This window comes from Amycolatopsis sp. NPDC088138 (genome assembly GCF_044741685.1).
In the GTDB taxonomy this organism is placed as follows: domain Bacteria; phylum Actinomycetota; class Actinomycetes; order Mycobacteriales; family Pseudonocardiaceae; genus Amycolatopsis.
Genome location: NZ_JBIUTB010000005.1, coordinates 146037 through 161051, shown reverse-complemented (window position 1 = coordinate 161051; position 15015 = coordinate 146037). Strand labels below are relative to the sequence as shown.

The window sequence follows — 15015 nt, the reverse complement described above, 5'->3', positions numbered from 1 at the left end:
TCAAGCAGCGCGTTCACGCACGCTCACCCGCTGCGGCGGGGCGTCGGTCTTCAGGAACGCCTCGACACCGGTTCCCACGGCGTCCACCAGGTCGTCATGGGCATCGAGCGGGAACTTCAGCATCTGGGCTTCGAGCTGGTGCAGCCGTTGCTCGTGGTACACCCGGCCGCGCTGGTACTTCGCCAGCAGGGAGCCAGCTCGGACTTCCTTCGGGCGGGACTGGTGCACCGTCCGGACCCTCACGGGCAGGTCATGCAAGATCGCGGTCCAGGTGTCGCCACCCTGGTTGGTCTCCACCACCACCGCGGCGATCTCCGGATAGGCGTCGAGTACCTGCAGGACGTGGGCGCGCAATTTCTCCCCCGGCGGGATCTTGACCTGCCGGGCGTACCGGACCACGCAGACGCTCTCCGCGCGGCTGTAGCCGATGACGGCCAAGGCGGTGAAGTCGGACTTCTCCTTGGTTGTCACCGCCGGGTCGATGGACAGCAGCTGGTGCGTGATCTCCACGTCGTCGCGGATCACGAAGTCGTTGCCTGACCAGAAGGCGGTGTCGGCTGCCATCGGGTCGTTGCGCATCTGCGACTGGAACGACCGGGTGTGCCGGACCGTGTTGATCCAGTCCATCGACCAGCGCTCCGGCCAGAGCGAGCGTTCGTTGCCGTGCTCGTCGGTCTGGATCACGTCGAAGTACCGCGGTGTGAACCGCTCGTCATCGACCCATTCCGGGTACTGCTCGCCACGCTGCTTCGCGGCGATGTCGTCGATGATCGCGCCCGGGATCGCCACGGTGCCGGCCATCGTCACGGAGGCCCGGTTGTTCATCGGCAGGATGCCGGACACCAGCGTCTTGAGCCGGGAGTCCTTCTGTGTCGGGCTGTAGTTGCCCTCCGTGCCCTCGATGTCGTCGAGGACGATGTGGTCCGGTCGGCGGGAGCCGATCTTCAGGCCGAGCACCTGCGAGTCGATGCCGCGCCCGGTGAACACGAAGCCGGACTCGGCGATGTACATCCGCTGCGAGTCCGAGATGGACACGCCGGACGGCCGTTTGGCTGGTGCGCAGAGCTTCGGGAAGTCGGACCGCAGCAGGGCGTTGGTCTCGACTTCCCTCTTGAACGTCCCCAGGTGGTCCGTCGCCTGCGTGTCGCTGTTGGCGAACGCGGCCAAGAACTTCCGGTGGCCGTGCGCGGCCATCCACATCGGGAAGACCAGGAACCACCACGTGCTCTTGCCGAGACCGCGCGGGGCGATGATCGCGTCACGCAGTTCCCCGGGCTCGAACGTGTTGATCGGCCGGATGTACCTCTTCGCCAGCTCGCACCACTCGAAGTGGGCTTCGCTGAAGCTGGTCGCGTCTCCGGTCTCCGGGCTACGCAGGTGGTGCGGCAGGTAGATCAGGGCGAACAGCAGCGGGTCCAGCTCGGTCAGGACTCGTCGCCCCTCAGGCAGCGTCAGCAGCCTCTCGTCGATCCCGGAAAGCAGCTCGGTGAGGTCGAACATCGGCCTCACCCACCTGTAACAGCCTCGCCAGTGCTCGCGATCTATCGGGAACCAACTCAGCGAGGAGTGATCAATGGCCGTCGAGGTGCGCACCAGCCGCAACTACGAGGACACCTATCCGAACGGCGAGTACTTCGAAGCCGCGCGCGCCGAGGGAATCCTGTACGTGTACGGCGGCAAGGACTCCCGTGGAGACGACAAGGTCATCGCCATCTACTCGTCGGGGAACTGGCAGTCCGCGAAGATCACCGAGAGCAGTGCGGGCTGACGCCCTCCGCGTCCTGCCCGTGAACGGGCCTGGGCCGAGGGCTCTCGCTACCTCCGGGAGCGAGCCGCCGTCACCACGTCGCCGAGAACAACCGCACGTTGGGGTTCTCGGACGTTAGATCGTGGTGGTCCTGCGGGTGCCACAGCTGGATCAGCGCGGTACCCGGGTAGGCCTGCGGCTTGGTGCGCGGAGTGTCCCGCTGCAGGCGGTACCAGAAGTCCACGTCCTCATACGCCCAGCCCTGATACCGCTCGTCGAAGCCACCGACTCGTTCGAAAGCCTGGCGGGTGAAGGCGATGGGTCCGACGCACGGAGACTGGAAGACCTCGGGTTCAGCGTGGTCGAACTCGTGGCCGGCCACCACCCACCCCTTGGTCCCCGCCTCGCTCACCGACGCACCCCGGTCGAACAGTAAGGTCCACGGCTCGGTATCCAGCTCGGCGGCAGCCCACTCGACGGTCGGCAACGACGGGAACATGTCCGCCCCGAAGCACACGAACCTGTCGAACTCCGGCGGGGCGTGCTTCACGGCGCTGTTGATGGCCCGCGAGACCGAGAACTTGCCTCGCACCCTGAACTGCGGGTCAGCAGACACGATCAGGTTGCACCCGGTGCGCTCCCACTCGGCGCGGAGCTTCTGCCAGACGCCTTCGCGGATCTCTCCGGCTTCACCCTGGGGGCGTCCGAAGGGGACGATCACCGCGGTGGTCGTCAGCACGGCCCACCAGTGCCAGCGTCGAGGATGGAAGTGACGTAAGCCGACGCGATCCGGAACGGTTCTACCTTCGGCTGATCTCCAACCACGCGCCACGCACTGGGCTTCACACCGTGCGGCTGCTTGCCGCCGTTCTCGATCGCCTTGACGATTTGTTCCCAGCGCGCCGGGGCTTCCGAGATCTCGGCCTGTTCCCGCGCTGCCTGAGCCAAAACGGACCGTTCCGCCGGGGTGAGGTCGCTGAAGTAAGTGATCACGATGAGTACGCCTCTTCCCAGCGGTGAATGTTCGCTTCGATCGTTCGGGTGGCGGCCCACTCGCGGGCCTGCTTGCCGAGCTGCGTGCGGGCCTCGGGGTCGTCGACCAGGTCCCGGAGTGCGCCTTGCCAGTCCGGGCGTTTGCTGGTGCCGTTGAGCACGAGCACGCTAGGTGCGCCGGCCATGTGAGCCTCGGCGTACGGGCCGACTCCGGACATCACCGAGGGGATGCCGAGCGCGGCCATCTCGACCAAGGCCAAGTCCGACTTGCACGCGTTGAAGACGGAGTCGCGGAGCGGGATCACGGCCAGGTCGAAGTCCACCGCGCGGAGGAAGTCCGCCACGCTGACGTGCCATCCGGTCCACCGAGTACGGCTGTGGTTGCTGGTGACCCGGGGCGTGTAGTCCGCCCCCATGCAGTGCAGCTCCATCCGCTCGCGGTTACGCGGGTGCTGCAGGAACGACCGGAGCGGTCGGGCCAGCTCACCGAAGTCGCGGTCGTGGCTCTTGCCGCCCCGCCAGCCGATCGTGATCAAGCTCGGATCCGGGGTCGCGGGCTTCTCGTGGTCGAGCAGCCAGCCGGGCACCTGGTTCGGCAGGACGTGGATCTGCGCGGTCGGGTTGACCGTCCTCGCGTGCTCGGCCAAGCGGTCTGTGGTCACGGTGATCACGTCGGCCATGGCCATGTTCTCGTGGTACCGGCGGACGGTGTCCGCGTCGTAGAAGAGCACGGCCTGCTTGTTCGACGGGTCGACCTCGGACAAGAGGTCGTCGGTCTCGAACACCAACTTCGTGTGGCCCGCCTTCGCCAGCTTCTTCCAGGTGACCGACGAGCCCTCGTTGCAGATGCGCTGTCCCACGATCACGTCGCACTCACCAGCGTGGGCGTCGGCGGGAACCACTCGACCGTCGGCCATCACATCGTGCCCGCGCTTCGCGAGCTCGCTACCGGGGAGCAAGCACCGGTAGAAGCCGCACCCGGAGTAGTCCGCGACCCAGTAGAAGACCCGCATCGCGATCGACCCCCGATCGTGACCACCGAGACGAAACGAATACGTATCTGCTGACGACTAGTCAGCATGGCCGTTCGCTTTCAGTACTCCGGCGCTCTCTTCCAGATAGATGGTTGGGAGCCAGAACAGCTTCAGCAGCACATAACGGAGCGACTACAACCCGGCCCGTTCTGGCTCGATGCCCGCGATCCAACCAGCTTCCCGGATGAGCGCGGCGCCAGACGCTTGTTAATCACTTCCGGCGTTTCCTTGACTATCTGGCTCGGACCGATTTAAGGCTGCCTTTGGAAACTCCGCCCGGGTTGCCGCGTTGCGCTCTCGGGCCTGACGGATCATGTCGGCCAGCTCCGGCGGTGCCTCGGTGACCGTGGCGTCCACAGTGGCGTCGACCTTCTGCGGAGCGTCCAAGCCCATCAGGCGGGCCATGCGCTCCTCGATCTTCACTAGGCGGTCCACGGCCTTGAGGACGGGCTCGTCGTCCAAGATGGGCTCACCGCGGCCCGGGGCGATCTTCGCCACGGGTTCGCCGGTGTCCTCGTCGAAGTCCACGAAGGGCTCACCGTCGCGGACGATGTGCCCGTGGCTGATGGTCACGTGCGCTCGCTCAAGCACATCGAGCACGGCCTGACGGGCTTGGCCGAGGCGTTCGAGCTGGACCTGCCGCCACTCGTCAACCTTCGGGGCCACCAGTGCTTCGGCGGCTTCCCTGGTCCAGTTCTGGATCGTCGTGTGACTGACTCCCAGCTCGGCAGCGGCAGCTCGGTCGGACAGGCCGCGCAGCTTCAAGTCCCACGCCTTCGCCTGCAGCTCCGCCTTCTGCACCCGGTTGCCTCGGGATTCGTTCCGAGCGCCCACGGCAACCTCCCGGGTGGCAAGGGTCGATCTACTCGTGGTCGTCGCGCAGTTCGGTGGGCGGCACGATCGGGAGGATCTCGTAGTCGGCTTCGACGCAGTGGCGGTTGATGAACAGCTGGGCCAGCTCCTTGTTGGAGAACGGGCCGACATTGCTGGGCATCGACGGCACGCTGATGGTGAAGCGGATGAGCCACCAGACCATCAGAGGACTCCACCGGCCACGAGGGCGGCCAAGACGAAGCATGCGGCCGAGACCACGGTCACGGCGATGCGGGCCGTCACGTTGGAGATCAGGCCGGCCACCACGAATACGGCAAGGCCGATGGCCAACAGCACATCAAACAGGTCCATCCGACACCCCCACGGACAATACGTAACGGTTGTCATGGCGCAAGGGATACTCGCACCATGAACAAGAAGTGGCGGTGGACGATCGGCATCAGCAGCGTCGTCATAGTGTTGGTCGTCTTGACCATCATCAAGATTGGCACGACACAAGGCGCGAAGCCAGACTGGTACAGCGCGTGGGCGTCGGCAGCCAGCTCACTGATCGCCCTGATCGCCCTGGTTGCCGCTGCGGTGGCAGCGAACGCGACCATCCAGACCAACAAGACTCAGACACGTCAGCTCGCGAAGCTCGAAGAGACGCAGCAAAGCGACCGCGCATCGAAATTCGCAGTATGGCGGGCCTTGCATCCCACCAGAGATAGCCAGATCTACCGAACGTTTTTCCACAACGCCGGACCGCTTCCCATGTACGACGTGATCATCCACTATTTCGTGAACGGTCACGAGTACACCTCTAAAGAGGAAACTCTGCCACCTACCAGCACACCCGAACTAGTCAAGAAATCCGACAACAACCTCGAATGGTTCATCAAGAAGCTTGCCATCGAGGAGTATGGGCTCTACCAACCGAAAACGAAAGAGGAGGTCGCCGCAATAGCAGACCTTAAGAAGCGAGCGGAAGCCGAGAATGTCCGAATCGAGCTAGTTCGGGCGATAAATGAGGGAAAGAACCGCTACGTGAAAGATATTCGGATCGAGACAGGCGTCAGCTTCTCAGACGGGGAGAACACTTGGTACCGAGCCCCCAACGGGCGCCTCGAACGCACCTCATGACAGGGACCGCACGCCAGCTCTCACCCGAGACTTCGGCACCAGTGAAAGCTTGACCACAACGCCATCGAACGAGGTCAGGGGCCGGACACCAGCAAGACACCGAAGAGGTTCATCACGGGTTCCTCTCGGATCGATCACGAGGGCAACGTGGGCGGCTTCCCGGACGACTCGTCGACATGGCGCTTGCTGACGAACCGAAGATCACCGACTGGCTGAGCGTGTGGTTCTCGCTGGGGTCCGGCGTGATCGCCCTGCTTGCACTGATCGCTGCAGCCGTCGCCGTACGGGCAACGATCCAAACGAACAGGACTCAGTCAGCACAGCTGCAGACGCTGGAGCAGGATCGCCGCCAAGAGCAGGCCGCGAAATTTTCAGCGTGGCTCACAACAAGCGAAAACGGATCAAGACAATCGATGGTCTACAACGGATCCGGACTTCCAATACACAACGTCCTACTAATAGTAGGGATACAAGAAGACCCTGGCCAACCAGGGAAAGACTGGAAATTGATAATCGGACGCGCCGGTACTGTGCCGCCGACCCCTCAGCCGATAGAATATTCAGATACCACGATCCGGCTCCGATATGCAGCAGAGGCTATCGCCAACTATCAAAACAGGAAATATGCAGACCCGCTTAGCGACTCGTCATACGCGACAGCGGAACATGTCTCCAGTTCGGCGGAAATTGCAGTTCAATTCGAGGACAACAATGGTGTGCCGTGGATCAGATACTCGACCGGCCAGCTTGAATCGCGAAATGACGGCTTCCAAGCAGTCCTCGACGCACTCGAACGAATGAAAGAATCTTCCCCATTAACTAACATTCAGCGGGCGTCGAGGGCCCCAACGAGAGGATCACCCGCTCGACAAGAAACTCCGCCGCAGGAGGAGTGACCCCGTTACCCAACTGACGGACCTGCTCCCGCTTGGTGCCGGTGATGACGTACGACGATGTGAAGGCCATCGCCGCTTGGATCTCCTTCACTGCGAGCATCCGAAACCGGCAGTCCTCCACAGTCGGCGGGAGCGTCGGTTCCACGAGCATGTGGTGGTTGCCGTTGGCGCACACGGTGGCCAACGGGTCCCGGACGCTGCGGGCCTTCGACCCGCCGCCCCGGAGTTCAGCGACGAACGCCAGCGCTGCCCGGTCCACCGTGGTCATGGTGGGCATCGGGTGCGTGGCGGGACGGGCCACAACAGTCCGGTAGTACGGCACCACCAAGGCCGTCTCAGCCCGCGCGGTCTGCGTCCGCATCGGGTTCCAGGTCGGGAACGCTTGCTTGCCGTCCCGGCCTTCCACCGGCACCAGCAAGCCCTCGGACTCCCGGGTGGTGCGGGTGCGGAACGGGTCGGTCACCGGGGTGGTTCCGTCGTTCCAGCTGCCGCCTGCGGGCACGAGCTGCGGGAACACGTACTTCTCCAGGCCGATGGCGATGCGGGCCATCGTCTTCGGGGAGAGCGGCTTCTGCCGGTCCCCGATCCGCTGCGCGGGCAAGTCGAAGTCGATGACCGAGCTGGCCGGCTCGGCGTAGGGCTCAACAACGGTCTTGCACTTCGCGAAGCGAGGACACCGGTAGGCGTACTGCTGGCGGTACCTGCCGACGGTCCGACCTGGCTTCCAGGACTGGACCGCGTGGACCTCCTGCTCACACGTCGGACACCAGGCAACCGGGCGGATGTCGAGGTCGGGACGCCGGTTGCCTTTCCTGCTGAAGACCACGTACATACGGTCTCGGCTCTGCGGCGCCCTCGGGGCGTTGACCGCTGGGGCGAACATCGAGTTCAGCGAGACGATCTGGTGGTCGTACCCGAGCGAGTCCATCGCGCCGAGCCATGCGTGGAACGGTGGCCACTTGGCCGCGTCCACCACGTTCTCGACGATGACCGCCTGGTACCGGTGGACCTCGGCGAACCGCGGTACGTCCCACATCGTCGACCGAGACCGCTGCGCCACGTCGGCGGACAGCGTCTCGCCGTTCTCGTCGGGGCCGTAGCTCTTCTTCCGACCCTGGGCGATTGAGTGGTTCGTACACTCGGGACTCGCCCAGAGGATGTCTGTGCTCCGATATCGTCGGGGCTCAACCTGGCTGATGTCCGCGCAGTCGTGCTCGGCGCCCGGGAAGTTCAGCGAGTGCGTCTCGATCGCACGTGGACTGTGGTTCGCGGCCATCACCAGTTCGACGCCGGGAACCGACGTCGCACCAAGCCCTGAACCACCTGCGCCACAAAACAAATCCGTAAGGGTGTAAACCATTTGCGCCTTGCCCCTGACAGCAAGAAGCCCCCGCCGGGTGGCTCCGACGAGGGCCAGCGAAGAATGCATTTAGGAAAATGCGCAGAATGCGTCTTATCGAGAGCGTAGCTCTCCTGCTCCTATCCAGAGAGTTTAAGCGCTCACCACGGTCAATGTCACCTTGCCCCGCCTTCGTGTCTGCTTCGTGATCACCAGGGCTACCAGGTCGTCCACGAGGAACAGGGAGTGCCCGCGCTCATTCCTGCCAGCTGGGATCAGCTGCCCTTTACGCACCCAGGTCTTCACGCTCTCCACGGAGATCGGGCGGCCGAGGAGGTCCGGCAGCGCGCGGGCCAGCTCGGTGACAGTGCCCTTCTGGGAGCCGACCGCGTTCAGCAGGATCCGGCGACGCTCCTCTACATCGTGCAGCGAGCCGCACTCCCGACACTGAACGAAGGCCTTATCCGGCGGTGCGTACAAGTCCGCTTCGCAGGGTTCTCGGTCATCGTTCAACGTCGAGCAGATCCCGAGGAACCGGTTCATCGGCTGCGTGTCGATGACCTTGCGGACTTCCTTGGCCAACCAGATCACCTCGTCGGCCAGCTGCCCACCGTCCGGCATCACCGAGATGCGTCCGACGAAGAGCGAGAGCCAGCCGGCCAGCTCGCGCGGGGTTGCCGCACTGCCGGGGTGCCGAAGCTCGGGCTGATCAGCGTGCACCTCCCGGGCCCATGCCCGCAGGCTGTTGGCCGCGGTGTCTGCCAGCGAACTGGCCGTTGCATGGAACATCAGCGCCGAGGTGGCCGAGCGGGAGACCGTCCCGGTGTTCGCCGTGGACCTGCTGAGCCGCCAGCGGGTGACGTTCAACTCGGTCAGCAGATCGTCCGCGAGATCCCGAAGAGCGACACGAAGCTCATCCTGATGGGTTCGACAGACGAAGTCTTCGGCAGGACGGATGCAACCGTCCACAGTGCAGTCGTTCATTCCTGGTGCTCCTCGGTCAGTCGAGTCTCGTCGCCGTACTCGCGTAGGACATCGCAGAGCGAGGGTTCCTTGCAGAGCTTGATCCGCACGATGTCGATGCGGGCGGCGATCCGGGCCAAGTACTCGAACGTCAGCCCGTTGGCCACCAGATCGTTCGTCTCGTCGTCGTCGAGTCCGAAGACGATGCGAGACCCGGCGAGATCGGCAGCGAAGGTCCGGTCCTCGTTCAGGCACGCGAAGTGCTTCTCCCACAACTCGGCGTCGGTGGCGGTTCGATAGCGGAATTCAGTCACGAGCCGTCTCCTTCAGCTCTCGGATCTCCTCGCGGAGTCGGTCAATCTCTTGCCGGGCGACAAGCGTTATGAGCACGGCCAGCCCGACGACGAGCCACAGCAGCACGGTGGCGAAGACGGCGCTCACCGCTGGCTCCGTGTCCGTGCAGCGGACCTGCGGGCGTTGTCTTCGATGTGGAGCAGGAACAGTTCCTTCGGGGCAGGCTCCCGGCGGCGGAGGCAGGCCGCCACCAGCTCGGCCCGCAGCGCGGGTGACATCAAGGCGAACGGGTTTTCGTGGTCAAGCTGACAAGGGTTCATCGGTTCTCCCAAGGAGTTCATTGGTCCTCACCACTTAAGGGGTTCTGGGGCTGGCCGGACAGGACGGGGCGGTCCGACCGCGCCATTTCCTTTACAGGCGAACGGTTTATAAGCGGAGCGGGGACTGCCGGTTACCGAAGTTACGGGGTTGGAAGTTGTTCCAGATTTTTTTGGATGGCTGATCTACTGGTTATCACTCGCGTACGTGAAGAGTGATCAATAGGGATGTCCCAACCTGGGCTTTTAGGTGGTTCTCCCATTCCGGTTCCTTAGGTGACTCACAACCGCCCGACCGAGCCAGGGGAATTTCGGATCAACCTCCAGCCCCGTAACTTTTGTAACCGGTCCGGGTTTCCCCTGCTCAGCCCCAGGTCAGGGGGTGCTTGGCGGGCCTGGCTGCCCCTGACCCGGGAAGTAAGGTTCACCTAACTTCTCGGCGATCCTCGTCAGGGGAGTGCACGACACTCAAGTGCGGCTCGTTCTCGCGCCGCCAACGGAGCCCAACCCAAGCTCGCACCGTCTTGTTGCTCGCGGGCACGGTCACCCCTCCGAGCGTCGTCACGGTCCAGCTCGTGCCATGCTTGATTGCCTTGCGCTGCACCCCCGCAGCCCGCAGCGCGGGACTGGCCTCCAGCCGACGGGCGAACAGGTCCGCCGACCAAGCGGACTTCCCCGCGTCGCCGAGGAAGGTACGGAAGCCTTCGAACAACTCCGTGATCCGCACCGCGCAACCTTCCTCGATGACAAGGTTTTCTTCGATGAATCGACCCACGTGATCCTCGTCGTTCCGCCACTTCGTCGTCAGCGCGATGACCGACTCCGGCGTCTCGGGTAGCCCTTCTTGCGCGAACCAGTTGACGGCACCTTCGACAACCCACGCCAGAACGGCTTCACGTGCCCCGGGTTCGCTCGCGAGACGCCGCTTCAGGGTCGGGTCCCCCCGAAGGTCCGTCGGCCCTCCCAGAGCCACGCCACGCGGCCGGAACGTGTGCGGCCACGGAAGTGCTGCGAGCCGTCGCCATGCGCCGTGACCCGGTTCGGCGATCTGCGGCAGGAAGTTCGTGTTGATCAGCAACGTGTGCGTCAGCGTGAAGGTCAACGGATCCTGTCGCATTGCCCGAGCCTTCAGGCTCGGGCTGTCAACGAGCTGCTTGAAAATGTTCGGGTGCAGGTGCCTGCCCTCAGGAAGCTCTTCCAGGACGGCGAGCCGAGCCCCACGCCATTCCATCATCTCGGTTGCGTGGTCACCCTTGTTGGCCTGCAAGGCTTTGTGGTGCACTGTTGTGTGGTAGTCACCGAGCGCGGAGGCAAGCGCGCCCATCACCAGCGACTTGCCGTTGGAGCCGTCGCCGACCGAAACCAGCAGCTGCTCGCCGACGTATCCGGTCACCGCCTGGCCAACAAAGGTTTGCAGCCAGGCAATTGCATCAGGTGCCACAGCTCGAAGAGCCTGCGTCCACAGGGGATCGGTGTACTTCGGGCGGTACGCCGTCGGAGCAAGCTTGGTGATCTTCCGTGCCGGGTCGTGAGGCAGCAACTCCCCCGTGCACAGGTCGACGACGCCATTCAAGCAGCACAGCCACTCGCGGTCCTGGTCGAATTCGGCTCCGTCCGCGAAGACGCCTTCGATTTCCGCCACGAACCGCAGGATCGCCGTCAGCCGGCCGAGCTTCAACAGCTTGCTGCCGAGGTGCTCGACGGCGACCCACACGTCACGAACCCGGTCGAGTTCCCGCAGCCGAGCACCCTCCTCGGAGAGCCCATAGAACCGCTGCTTCAACCGCTCGATCTGCTCGACGCTGGCGTCCGCTCCGCCCTCCGCTTCCAGGAAGCGCGACCACAGGTCGTCGAGGCGCTGGTACTCGTCGGTCTCCAGCAGGTCAGCAACTCGGACACCCGCGACGCACTTCATCTCGATCGCGAACTGCCGCAGGTGCTCCTGCGGCGTCACCGCGGTGATCTGCGCCCATCGCCTGCTGTCCCACATCAGCCACCCGAGTCCACGCGCGTGCACGTACCGACCGACGAAGGCGCGTTCAGCGACCCACTCAGCAACGAGCCCTTCTTCCTCAACGGGAGGTGGAGCATCCCAATTCGACAGTTCGTCGAACGCTGGCCACTCGTGAATCATCGGTCCCCTCGATCGCTGTAGCGCTGCACCACAAGTGCGGCGGCTTGGTCCCGGGTCAGGCGGAAGGGCCGCGAACGGCCCCGCTGCTTGGCTTCTCGTTGTGCCCGCCACTCATGAGCAGACACGCCAAGACGTTCTTCGGCTTCTCGTCGTCGCTCGTCACCATCGTCCGCGAGTGCAGCAGCGACGGCATGTCGCTGCAGACCCACCCACTCACGGGCAGTGTTACCACCACCCCGGTGGAACAGCGGCTCCAGTGCGCTCAGAGCGGAGGCAGCCGAGTACCAGCCCCACGAAGCTTCGCGAAGTGCTTGCGGGAGAACACGAACGAGAACTTCGTGTCGAGGTTCGCCTTCGCCAAGCGCGTCTTCAGCTCGCCGAACGAGGGCACCGAGCATCCCCGGTCGGTCAGCGACGGTGTGGAGGTCGAGGAACCGCCGCACCTCGTCCACGCCCGCCGAACCAGCGGAGAGCTGGGAAACCGGGTTGTACTCCGGCAGCCGTTCGGCCAGCTCGGCAGGAAGCTCGGGCACGTCTCCGCTCCGCATCCACAGGTACATGCCGCCGGGTCGGGTGTGTGGTGTCGGCTGGGCGACGATGAAGCCGGACATCGACTTGACCTCGCCCCACCCTGCGCCGAGAAACCTTGTGGGACAACCAATCTTTCGACCTTCGGGAAGGCGGTACACGTGGTGGCCCCGTAGCGGAATATTGCTACGCGTTGCCTGGTACGGGTGGTCATCGCGGGTCAGGTGACGGCGGAGCTTCAGCGGCAGCACGTCCGCGTCGTCCACATCGAACACCAGTAGCCCGGATTGCCCCAGCACCAAGCCGACGCCCGCCAAGGGGCGGAGCCCGAACCAATGCATGACCCTGCCCGGATCGGCCGAAGCTTGGTCCTGCCAACCAGCGCCCAAGATCGAGCCCGGATGTTTCGTCGCCGGATCGATTGGAAGGACACGGATCCCGTGCCGTGCGTACTCCACCGCCGCTTCGGGGACGGTCAGGCCCGACACGTCCGGAATTCGTGTGCACGGTGGCGACTCCGGGCGGGGCCTACCGTTGAAGTTGATCAGTGTCACGGTGTTCACCCTCTCCAGGGGACGAAGGTTTCTCTTGTGCAGGCGGCAAGAGGTTTCGAAGGATCGCGCGAACCTCGGACGTGACCGGTGGCGTCGAGGAGACCAGCTCCGCCAGCGTGACCGTCCGAGTGGTGGGAACGGCAGCCACGGATCACCCGGCAGACGGCGGAAGAACCCGGTACGTCACGACGGCTTGCCCTGACGGCACTCGACGGAAGTTCGTCACCGCGAGCCCCTCGGCGGCAAGCTGGGCCAGCGCGAGCCGGATCGTCCGGTGGTCGAGCCCGAGAACCCCTTGAAGATCAGTCGGGGCGACGAACTGGTCAGGGAATTCGGCCCGGCAGATCACCAGGGTGCGGAGGGCAGCGGTGCCGAGACCCCGGCCACGGAAGGCGCGCACGGGTACAGAAACGGCTGTCAACATGACAACTCTTTCACTTCGAGGAGTGACAAGAGCCGGAACATGCGTTGCTGGCTGACGCTCTGTCGGGGATGTCAGCGACAGTACGCAGATTTGGGAATAGTCGTCAACTCGGACGCGAATCGCGTGACCGACTCGTGATTGGCATTCTGTGAATGCATTCTTGAAACTCTTACCCTGCTGACAAGAGAAAACCCCCGCCGCGAGACGGGGGTTTCGACAGGCCCAGCGCGACTACGGGACCGCATGCAGGCGCAGGTAGACCGGTTCCCCGTCCACATGCCGGAAGAAGCGCACGCGCTCTTCGAGGGGCGGGCCACCGTGCCGCGCGTTGCCCCTGCCGACCGGGGACACGTGGATCTCCCCGATCAACGAGGGACTGAAGAGCAGCTTCGCAGCGACGCGCTTCGACGAGACAGACGCGTCCTTCCACCGGGCGCGGACGTCCTCCCGTCGCCCGCCGAGGATGTCGACTAGGGTTGTCGGCGCAGACAGCTCTCGCTCGCGGCCTTCAAGCTCGGCCACCTTCTTCTCGGTCCCGGCCGCAGCACGCGCCTCGATGGCGGATAGCTCGCCGCGATCGGCTCGATCTTCGTACTCGGCAAGGTCACGTCGGGCGTGGGCGAGCTGACCCCGAACCTGCTGTAGCTCGGCTGTCACCGTCTCCCCCGGCTGAGCCAGCGCGTCGTAGTTCTCGGGGACTTCAAGCCAGCCGAGCAACACCCGCTCGGCGAGCGTATCCAGCGGCTCGCGCTCGATGCGCAAGTGGCCGTGGGAGTGGCAGGCGTAGTGCGGCACACCAGCCAGGCGAGGCGCGTTCGACGGGCCGAGTTCCCCGGGGCAGGTGTGCTTGCCCAGGCACTCCGGACACCCGTCGCACCGAAACGCCTTGCGGTGCCGGTGGTCATGCTCACCAACGCAGGATGCGCAGCGTGCGGCCGTGCTCATGCTCAGCAGGTACCGGGCGCGACCGTCGAGAGCCGTCCGGCGCGTGGGGTCCTCCAGGATGCCCTTCACCGTGAACCACGTGTCCGTCGACACGATCCCCTCCCACTGCGCGTCGACGTACTCCACGGAGCCGTCAGGCCGCTTTACGGCTCGAAGCCCGGCGTACGTCGGACTCAGCAGCATCGACCTGATGTGTGCCGTCTTGAAGAAGCCCGTGGAGTGCCGGACGCCTTCCTGCTGCCAGGCGGTCTCGATCGACCGCAGCGATTCCCGGCGGGCAATCCTCTCGAAGGCGTCGCGCATCCGGAGTGCCCATTCAGGGTCGTGGATCTGCTCGGTGAACTCGCGGCTTTCGGGGTCGTACAGCCGGATGAACCCGCGAGGTGCCTCGCCCCACGGTCGCCCCTCCAGGGCGCTGGCGAGGATGTCCCGGCGAACGCGCTCGGACGTCTCCGCGCTCGACAGCTCGTCCTTCACGGCAGCGGTTAAGAAGTCAGCGCGATCATGCGCGTTCCGGAGATCGAGCACCCGCCGAAGGGTGTGGACCCACACTCGGACTCCGGCAGCGGCCAGAGCGTTAGCCAGGGGCACCGCCTGCTCCATCTGCCGGGTGCCCCGGCTGGTCTCCCAGAGGCCGAGCAGGTCCGCGCCGAACGTTCCGTTGGCGAGGTCCTTCATCAAGCGTTCGAAGTCGTCCCGCTCCTTCTGCGCGTACTTGGATGCCGACCGGTCGTTGTCCAGGTACGGATCGGGGTGCACGGCCCATCCGTTCTCGCTGGCGTCGGTGCCGAGCACCGTCAGCTGTTGGGCCGGCGAGCGCCCCTTCTTCCGCCGGTCCTGCGAGACCCGAGCGTACGGACGAAGAATCGGCTGGTCAGAGGGCATGTCAAT

18 protein-coding genes are annotated in these 15015 nt (G+C 64.7%); 3 read left to right on the top strand and 15 right to left on the bottom strand.

Going from position 1 to position 15015, the window contains the following annotated elements; all coding sequences use genetic code 11:
• Positions 1 to 1500: a hypothetical protein gene (locus ACIOD2_RS27215; protein WP_400543723.1), complete on the bottom strand. Its 1500-nt coding sequence runs from the start codon at positions 1498 to 1500 to the stop codon at positions 1 to 3.
• 73 nt (positions 1501 to 1573) lie between these two features.
• Here ACIOD2_RS27215 and ACIOD2_RS27210 point away from each other — a divergent pair, with 73 nt between their 5' ends.
• The gene (locus ACIOD2_RS27210; protein ID WP_400543721.1) at positions 1574 to 1768 is read left to right on the top strand and encodes a hypothetical protein; all 195 of its coding nucleotides are present in this window, start codon (positions 1574 to 1576) and stop codon (positions 1766 to 1768) included.
• Positions 1769 to 1838: 70 nt separating this feature from the next.
• Here the strand turns inward: ACIOD2_RS27210 and ACIOD2_RS27205 are convergent, their stop codons facing one another.
• From ACIOD2_RS27205 to ACIOD2_RS27180, 6 genes are all read right to left on the bottom strand, one after another.
• Positions 1839 to 2486 carry a galactosyltransferase-related protein gene (locus ACIOD2_RS27205; protein WP_400543718.1) on the bottom strand — a complete coding sequence of 216 codons (648 nt, stop codon included), beginning with the start codon at positions 2484 to 2486 and terminating at the stop codon, positions 1839 to 1841.
• Positions 2480 to 2740: a hypothetical protein gene (locus ACIOD2_RS27200; RefSeq protein ID WP_400543715.1), complete on the bottom strand. Its 261-nt coding sequence runs from the start codon at positions 2738 to 2740 to the stop codon at positions 2480 to 2482. Before ACIOD2_RS27200 ends, ACIOD2_RS27205 begins: the two co-directional genes overlap by 7 nt.
• A complete protein-coding gene (locus ACIOD2_RS27195; RefSeq protein WP_400543712.1) occupies positions 2737 to 3606 on the bottom strand; it encodes a hypothetical protein in 870 nt (289 codons plus the stop codon). The genes ACIOD2_RS27200 and ACIOD2_RS27195 overlap by 4 nt, the downstream gene beginning before the upstream one ends.
• A gap of 375 nt (positions 3607 to 3981) precedes the next feature.
• The gene (locus tag ACIOD2_RS27190; protein WP_400543709.1) at positions 3982 to 4575 is read right to left on the bottom strand and encodes a hypothetical protein; all 594 of its coding nucleotides are present in this window, start codon (positions 4573 to 4575) and stop codon (positions 3982 to 3984) included.
• A gap of 61 nt (positions 4576 to 4636) precedes the next feature.
• Positions 4637 to 4810 carry a hypothetical protein gene (locus tag ACIOD2_RS27185; protein ID WP_400543706.1) on the bottom strand — a complete coding sequence of 58 codons (174 nt, stop codon included), beginning with the start codon at positions 4808 to 4810 and terminating at the stop codon, positions 4637 to 4639.
• Positions 4810 to 4959, bottom strand: a complete 150-nt coding sequence (locus ACIOD2_RS27180; protein ID WP_400543703.1) for a hypothetical protein — start codon at positions 4957 to 4959, stop codon at positions 4810 to 4812. The genes ACIOD2_RS27185 and ACIOD2_RS27180 overlap by 1 nt, the downstream gene beginning before the upstream one ends.
• Before the next feature lie 57 nt (positions 4960 to 5016).
• Here ACIOD2_RS27180 and ACIOD2_RS27175 point away from each other — a divergent pair, with 57 nt between their 5' ends.
• Both ACIOD2_RS27175 and ACIOD2_RS27170 read left to right on the top strand, forming a co-directional pair.
• Complete coding sequence (locus ACIOD2_RS27175) at positions 5017 to 5730, top strand: hypothetical protein (RefSeq protein ID WP_400543700.1); 714 nt, start codon at positions 5017 to 5019, stop codon at positions 5728 to 5730.
• Positions 5731 to 5906: 176 nt separating this feature from the next.
• Entirely contained in the window at positions 5907 to 6626 is a 720-nt protein-coding gene (locus ACIOD2_RS27170) for a hypothetical protein (protein ID WP_400543697.1), read from the top strand.
• Here the strand turns inward: ACIOD2_RS27170 and ACIOD2_RS27165 are convergent.
• The 8 genes from ACIOD2_RS27165 to ACIOD2_RS27130 all read right to left on the bottom strand — a co-directional run bounded on the left by ACIOD2_RS27165 (position 6550) and on the right by ACIOD2_RS27130 (position 15009).
• The gene (locus tag ACIOD2_RS27165) at positions 6550 to 8055 is read right to left on the bottom strand and encodes a DNA cytosine methyltransferase (RefSeq protein ID WP_400543694.1); all 1506 of its coding nucleotides are present in this window, start codon (positions 8053 to 8055) and stop codon (positions 6550 to 6552) included. The genes ACIOD2_RS27170 and ACIOD2_RS27165 overlap by 77 nt on opposite strands.
• A gap of 63 nt (positions 8056 to 8118) precedes the next feature.
• Positions 8119 to 8949 (bottom strand): hypothetical protein, encoded by an 831-nt coding sequence (locus tag ACIOD2_RS27160; RefSeq protein ID WP_400543691.1) that lies wholly within the window; start codon positions 8947 to 8949, stop codon positions 8119 to 8121.
• Positions 8946 to 9242 (bottom strand): hypothetical protein, encoded by a 297-nt coding sequence (locus tag ACIOD2_RS27155; RefSeq protein ID WP_400543688.1) that lies wholly within the window; start codon positions 9240 to 9242, stop codon positions 8946 to 8948. The genes ACIOD2_RS27160 and ACIOD2_RS27155 overlap by 4 nt, the downstream gene beginning before the upstream one ends.
• Positions 9235 to 9369, bottom strand: a complete 135-nt coding sequence (locus tag ACIOD2_RS27150) for a hypothetical protein (protein ID WP_400543685.1) — start codon at positions 9367 to 9369, stop codon at positions 9235 to 9237. The genes ACIOD2_RS27155 and ACIOD2_RS27150 overlap by 8 nt, the downstream gene beginning before the upstream one ends.
• A gap of 594 nt (positions 9370 to 9963) precedes the next feature.
• Positions 9964 to 11673 (bottom strand): phage/plasmid primase, P4 family, encoded by a 1710-nt coding sequence (locus tag ACIOD2_RS27145; RefSeq protein ID WP_400543682.1) that lies wholly within the window; start codon positions 11671 to 11673, stop codon positions 9964 to 9966.
• Positions 11670 to 12755 (bottom strand): bifunctional DNA primase/polymerase, encoded by a 1086-nt coding sequence (locus ACIOD2_RS27140; RefSeq protein ID WP_400543679.1) that lies wholly within the window; start codon positions 12753 to 12755, stop codon positions 11670 to 11672. The genes ACIOD2_RS27145 and ACIOD2_RS27140 overlap by 4 nt, the downstream gene beginning before the upstream one ends.
• Positions 12756 to 12906: 151 nt before the next feature.
• Entirely contained in the window at positions 12907 to 13179 is a 273-nt protein-coding gene (locus ACIOD2_RS27135) for a hypothetical protein (protein WP_400543676.1), read from the bottom strand.
• 231 nt (positions 13180 to 13410) lie between these two features.
• Positions 13411 to 15009 carry a recombinase family protein gene (locus ACIOD2_RS27130; RefSeq protein WP_400543673.1) on the bottom strand — a complete coding sequence of 533 codons (1599 nt, stop codon included), beginning with the start codon at positions 15007 to 15009 and terminating at the stop codon, positions 13411 to 13413.
• Positions 15010 to 15015 lie beyond the last annotated feature (6 nt).

Bases quoted from the DNA above. Each gene is read 5' to 3' on its own strand.
- ACIOD2_RS27215 (WP_400543723.1), bottom strand. From the start codon at position 1,500: ATGTTCGACCTCACCGAGCTGCTTTCCGGGATCGACGAGAGGCTGCTG.
- ACIOD2_RS27210 (WP_400543721.1), top strand. From the start codon at position 1,574: ATGGCCGTCGAGGTGCGCACCAGCCGCAACTACGAGGACACCTATCCG.
- ACIOD2_RS27185 (WP_400543706.1), bottom strand. From the start codon at position 4,810: ATGGTCTGGTGGCTCATCCGCTTCACCATCAGCGTGCCGTCGATGCCC.
- ACIOD2_RS27180 (WP_400543703.1), bottom strand. From the start codon at position 4,959: ATGGACCTGTTTGATGTGCTGTTGGCCATCGGCCTTGCCGTATTCGTG.
- ACIOD2_RS27175 (WP_400543700.1), top strand. From the start codon at position 5,017: ATGAACAAGAAGTGGCGGTGGACGATCGGCATCAGCAGCGTCGTCATA.
- ACIOD2_RS27170 (WP_400543697.1), top strand. From the start codon at position 5,907: ATGGCGCTTGCTGACGAACCGAAGATCACCGACTGGCTGAGCGTGTGG.
- ACIOD2_RS27165 (WP_400543694.1), bottom strand. From the start codon at position 8,055: ATGCATTCTTCGCTGGCCCTCGTCGGAGCCACCCGGCGGGGGCTTCTT.
- ACIOD2_RS27160 (WP_400543691.1), bottom strand. From the start codon at position 8,949: ATGAACGACTGCACTGTGGACGGTTGCATCCGTCCTGCCGAAGACTTC.
- ACIOD2_RS27145 (WP_400543682.1), bottom strand. From the start codon at position 11,673: ATGATTCACGAGTGGCCAGCGTTCGACGAACTGTCGAATTGGGATGCT.
- ACIOD2_RS27135 (WP_400543676.1), bottom strand. From the start codon at position 13,179: ATGTTGACAGCCGTTTCTGTACCCGTGCGCGCCTTCCGTGGCCGGGGT.
- ACIOD2_RS27130 (WP_400543673.1), bottom strand. From the start codon at position 15,009: ATGCCCTCTGACCAGCCGATTCTTCGTCCGTACGCTCGGGTCTCGCAG.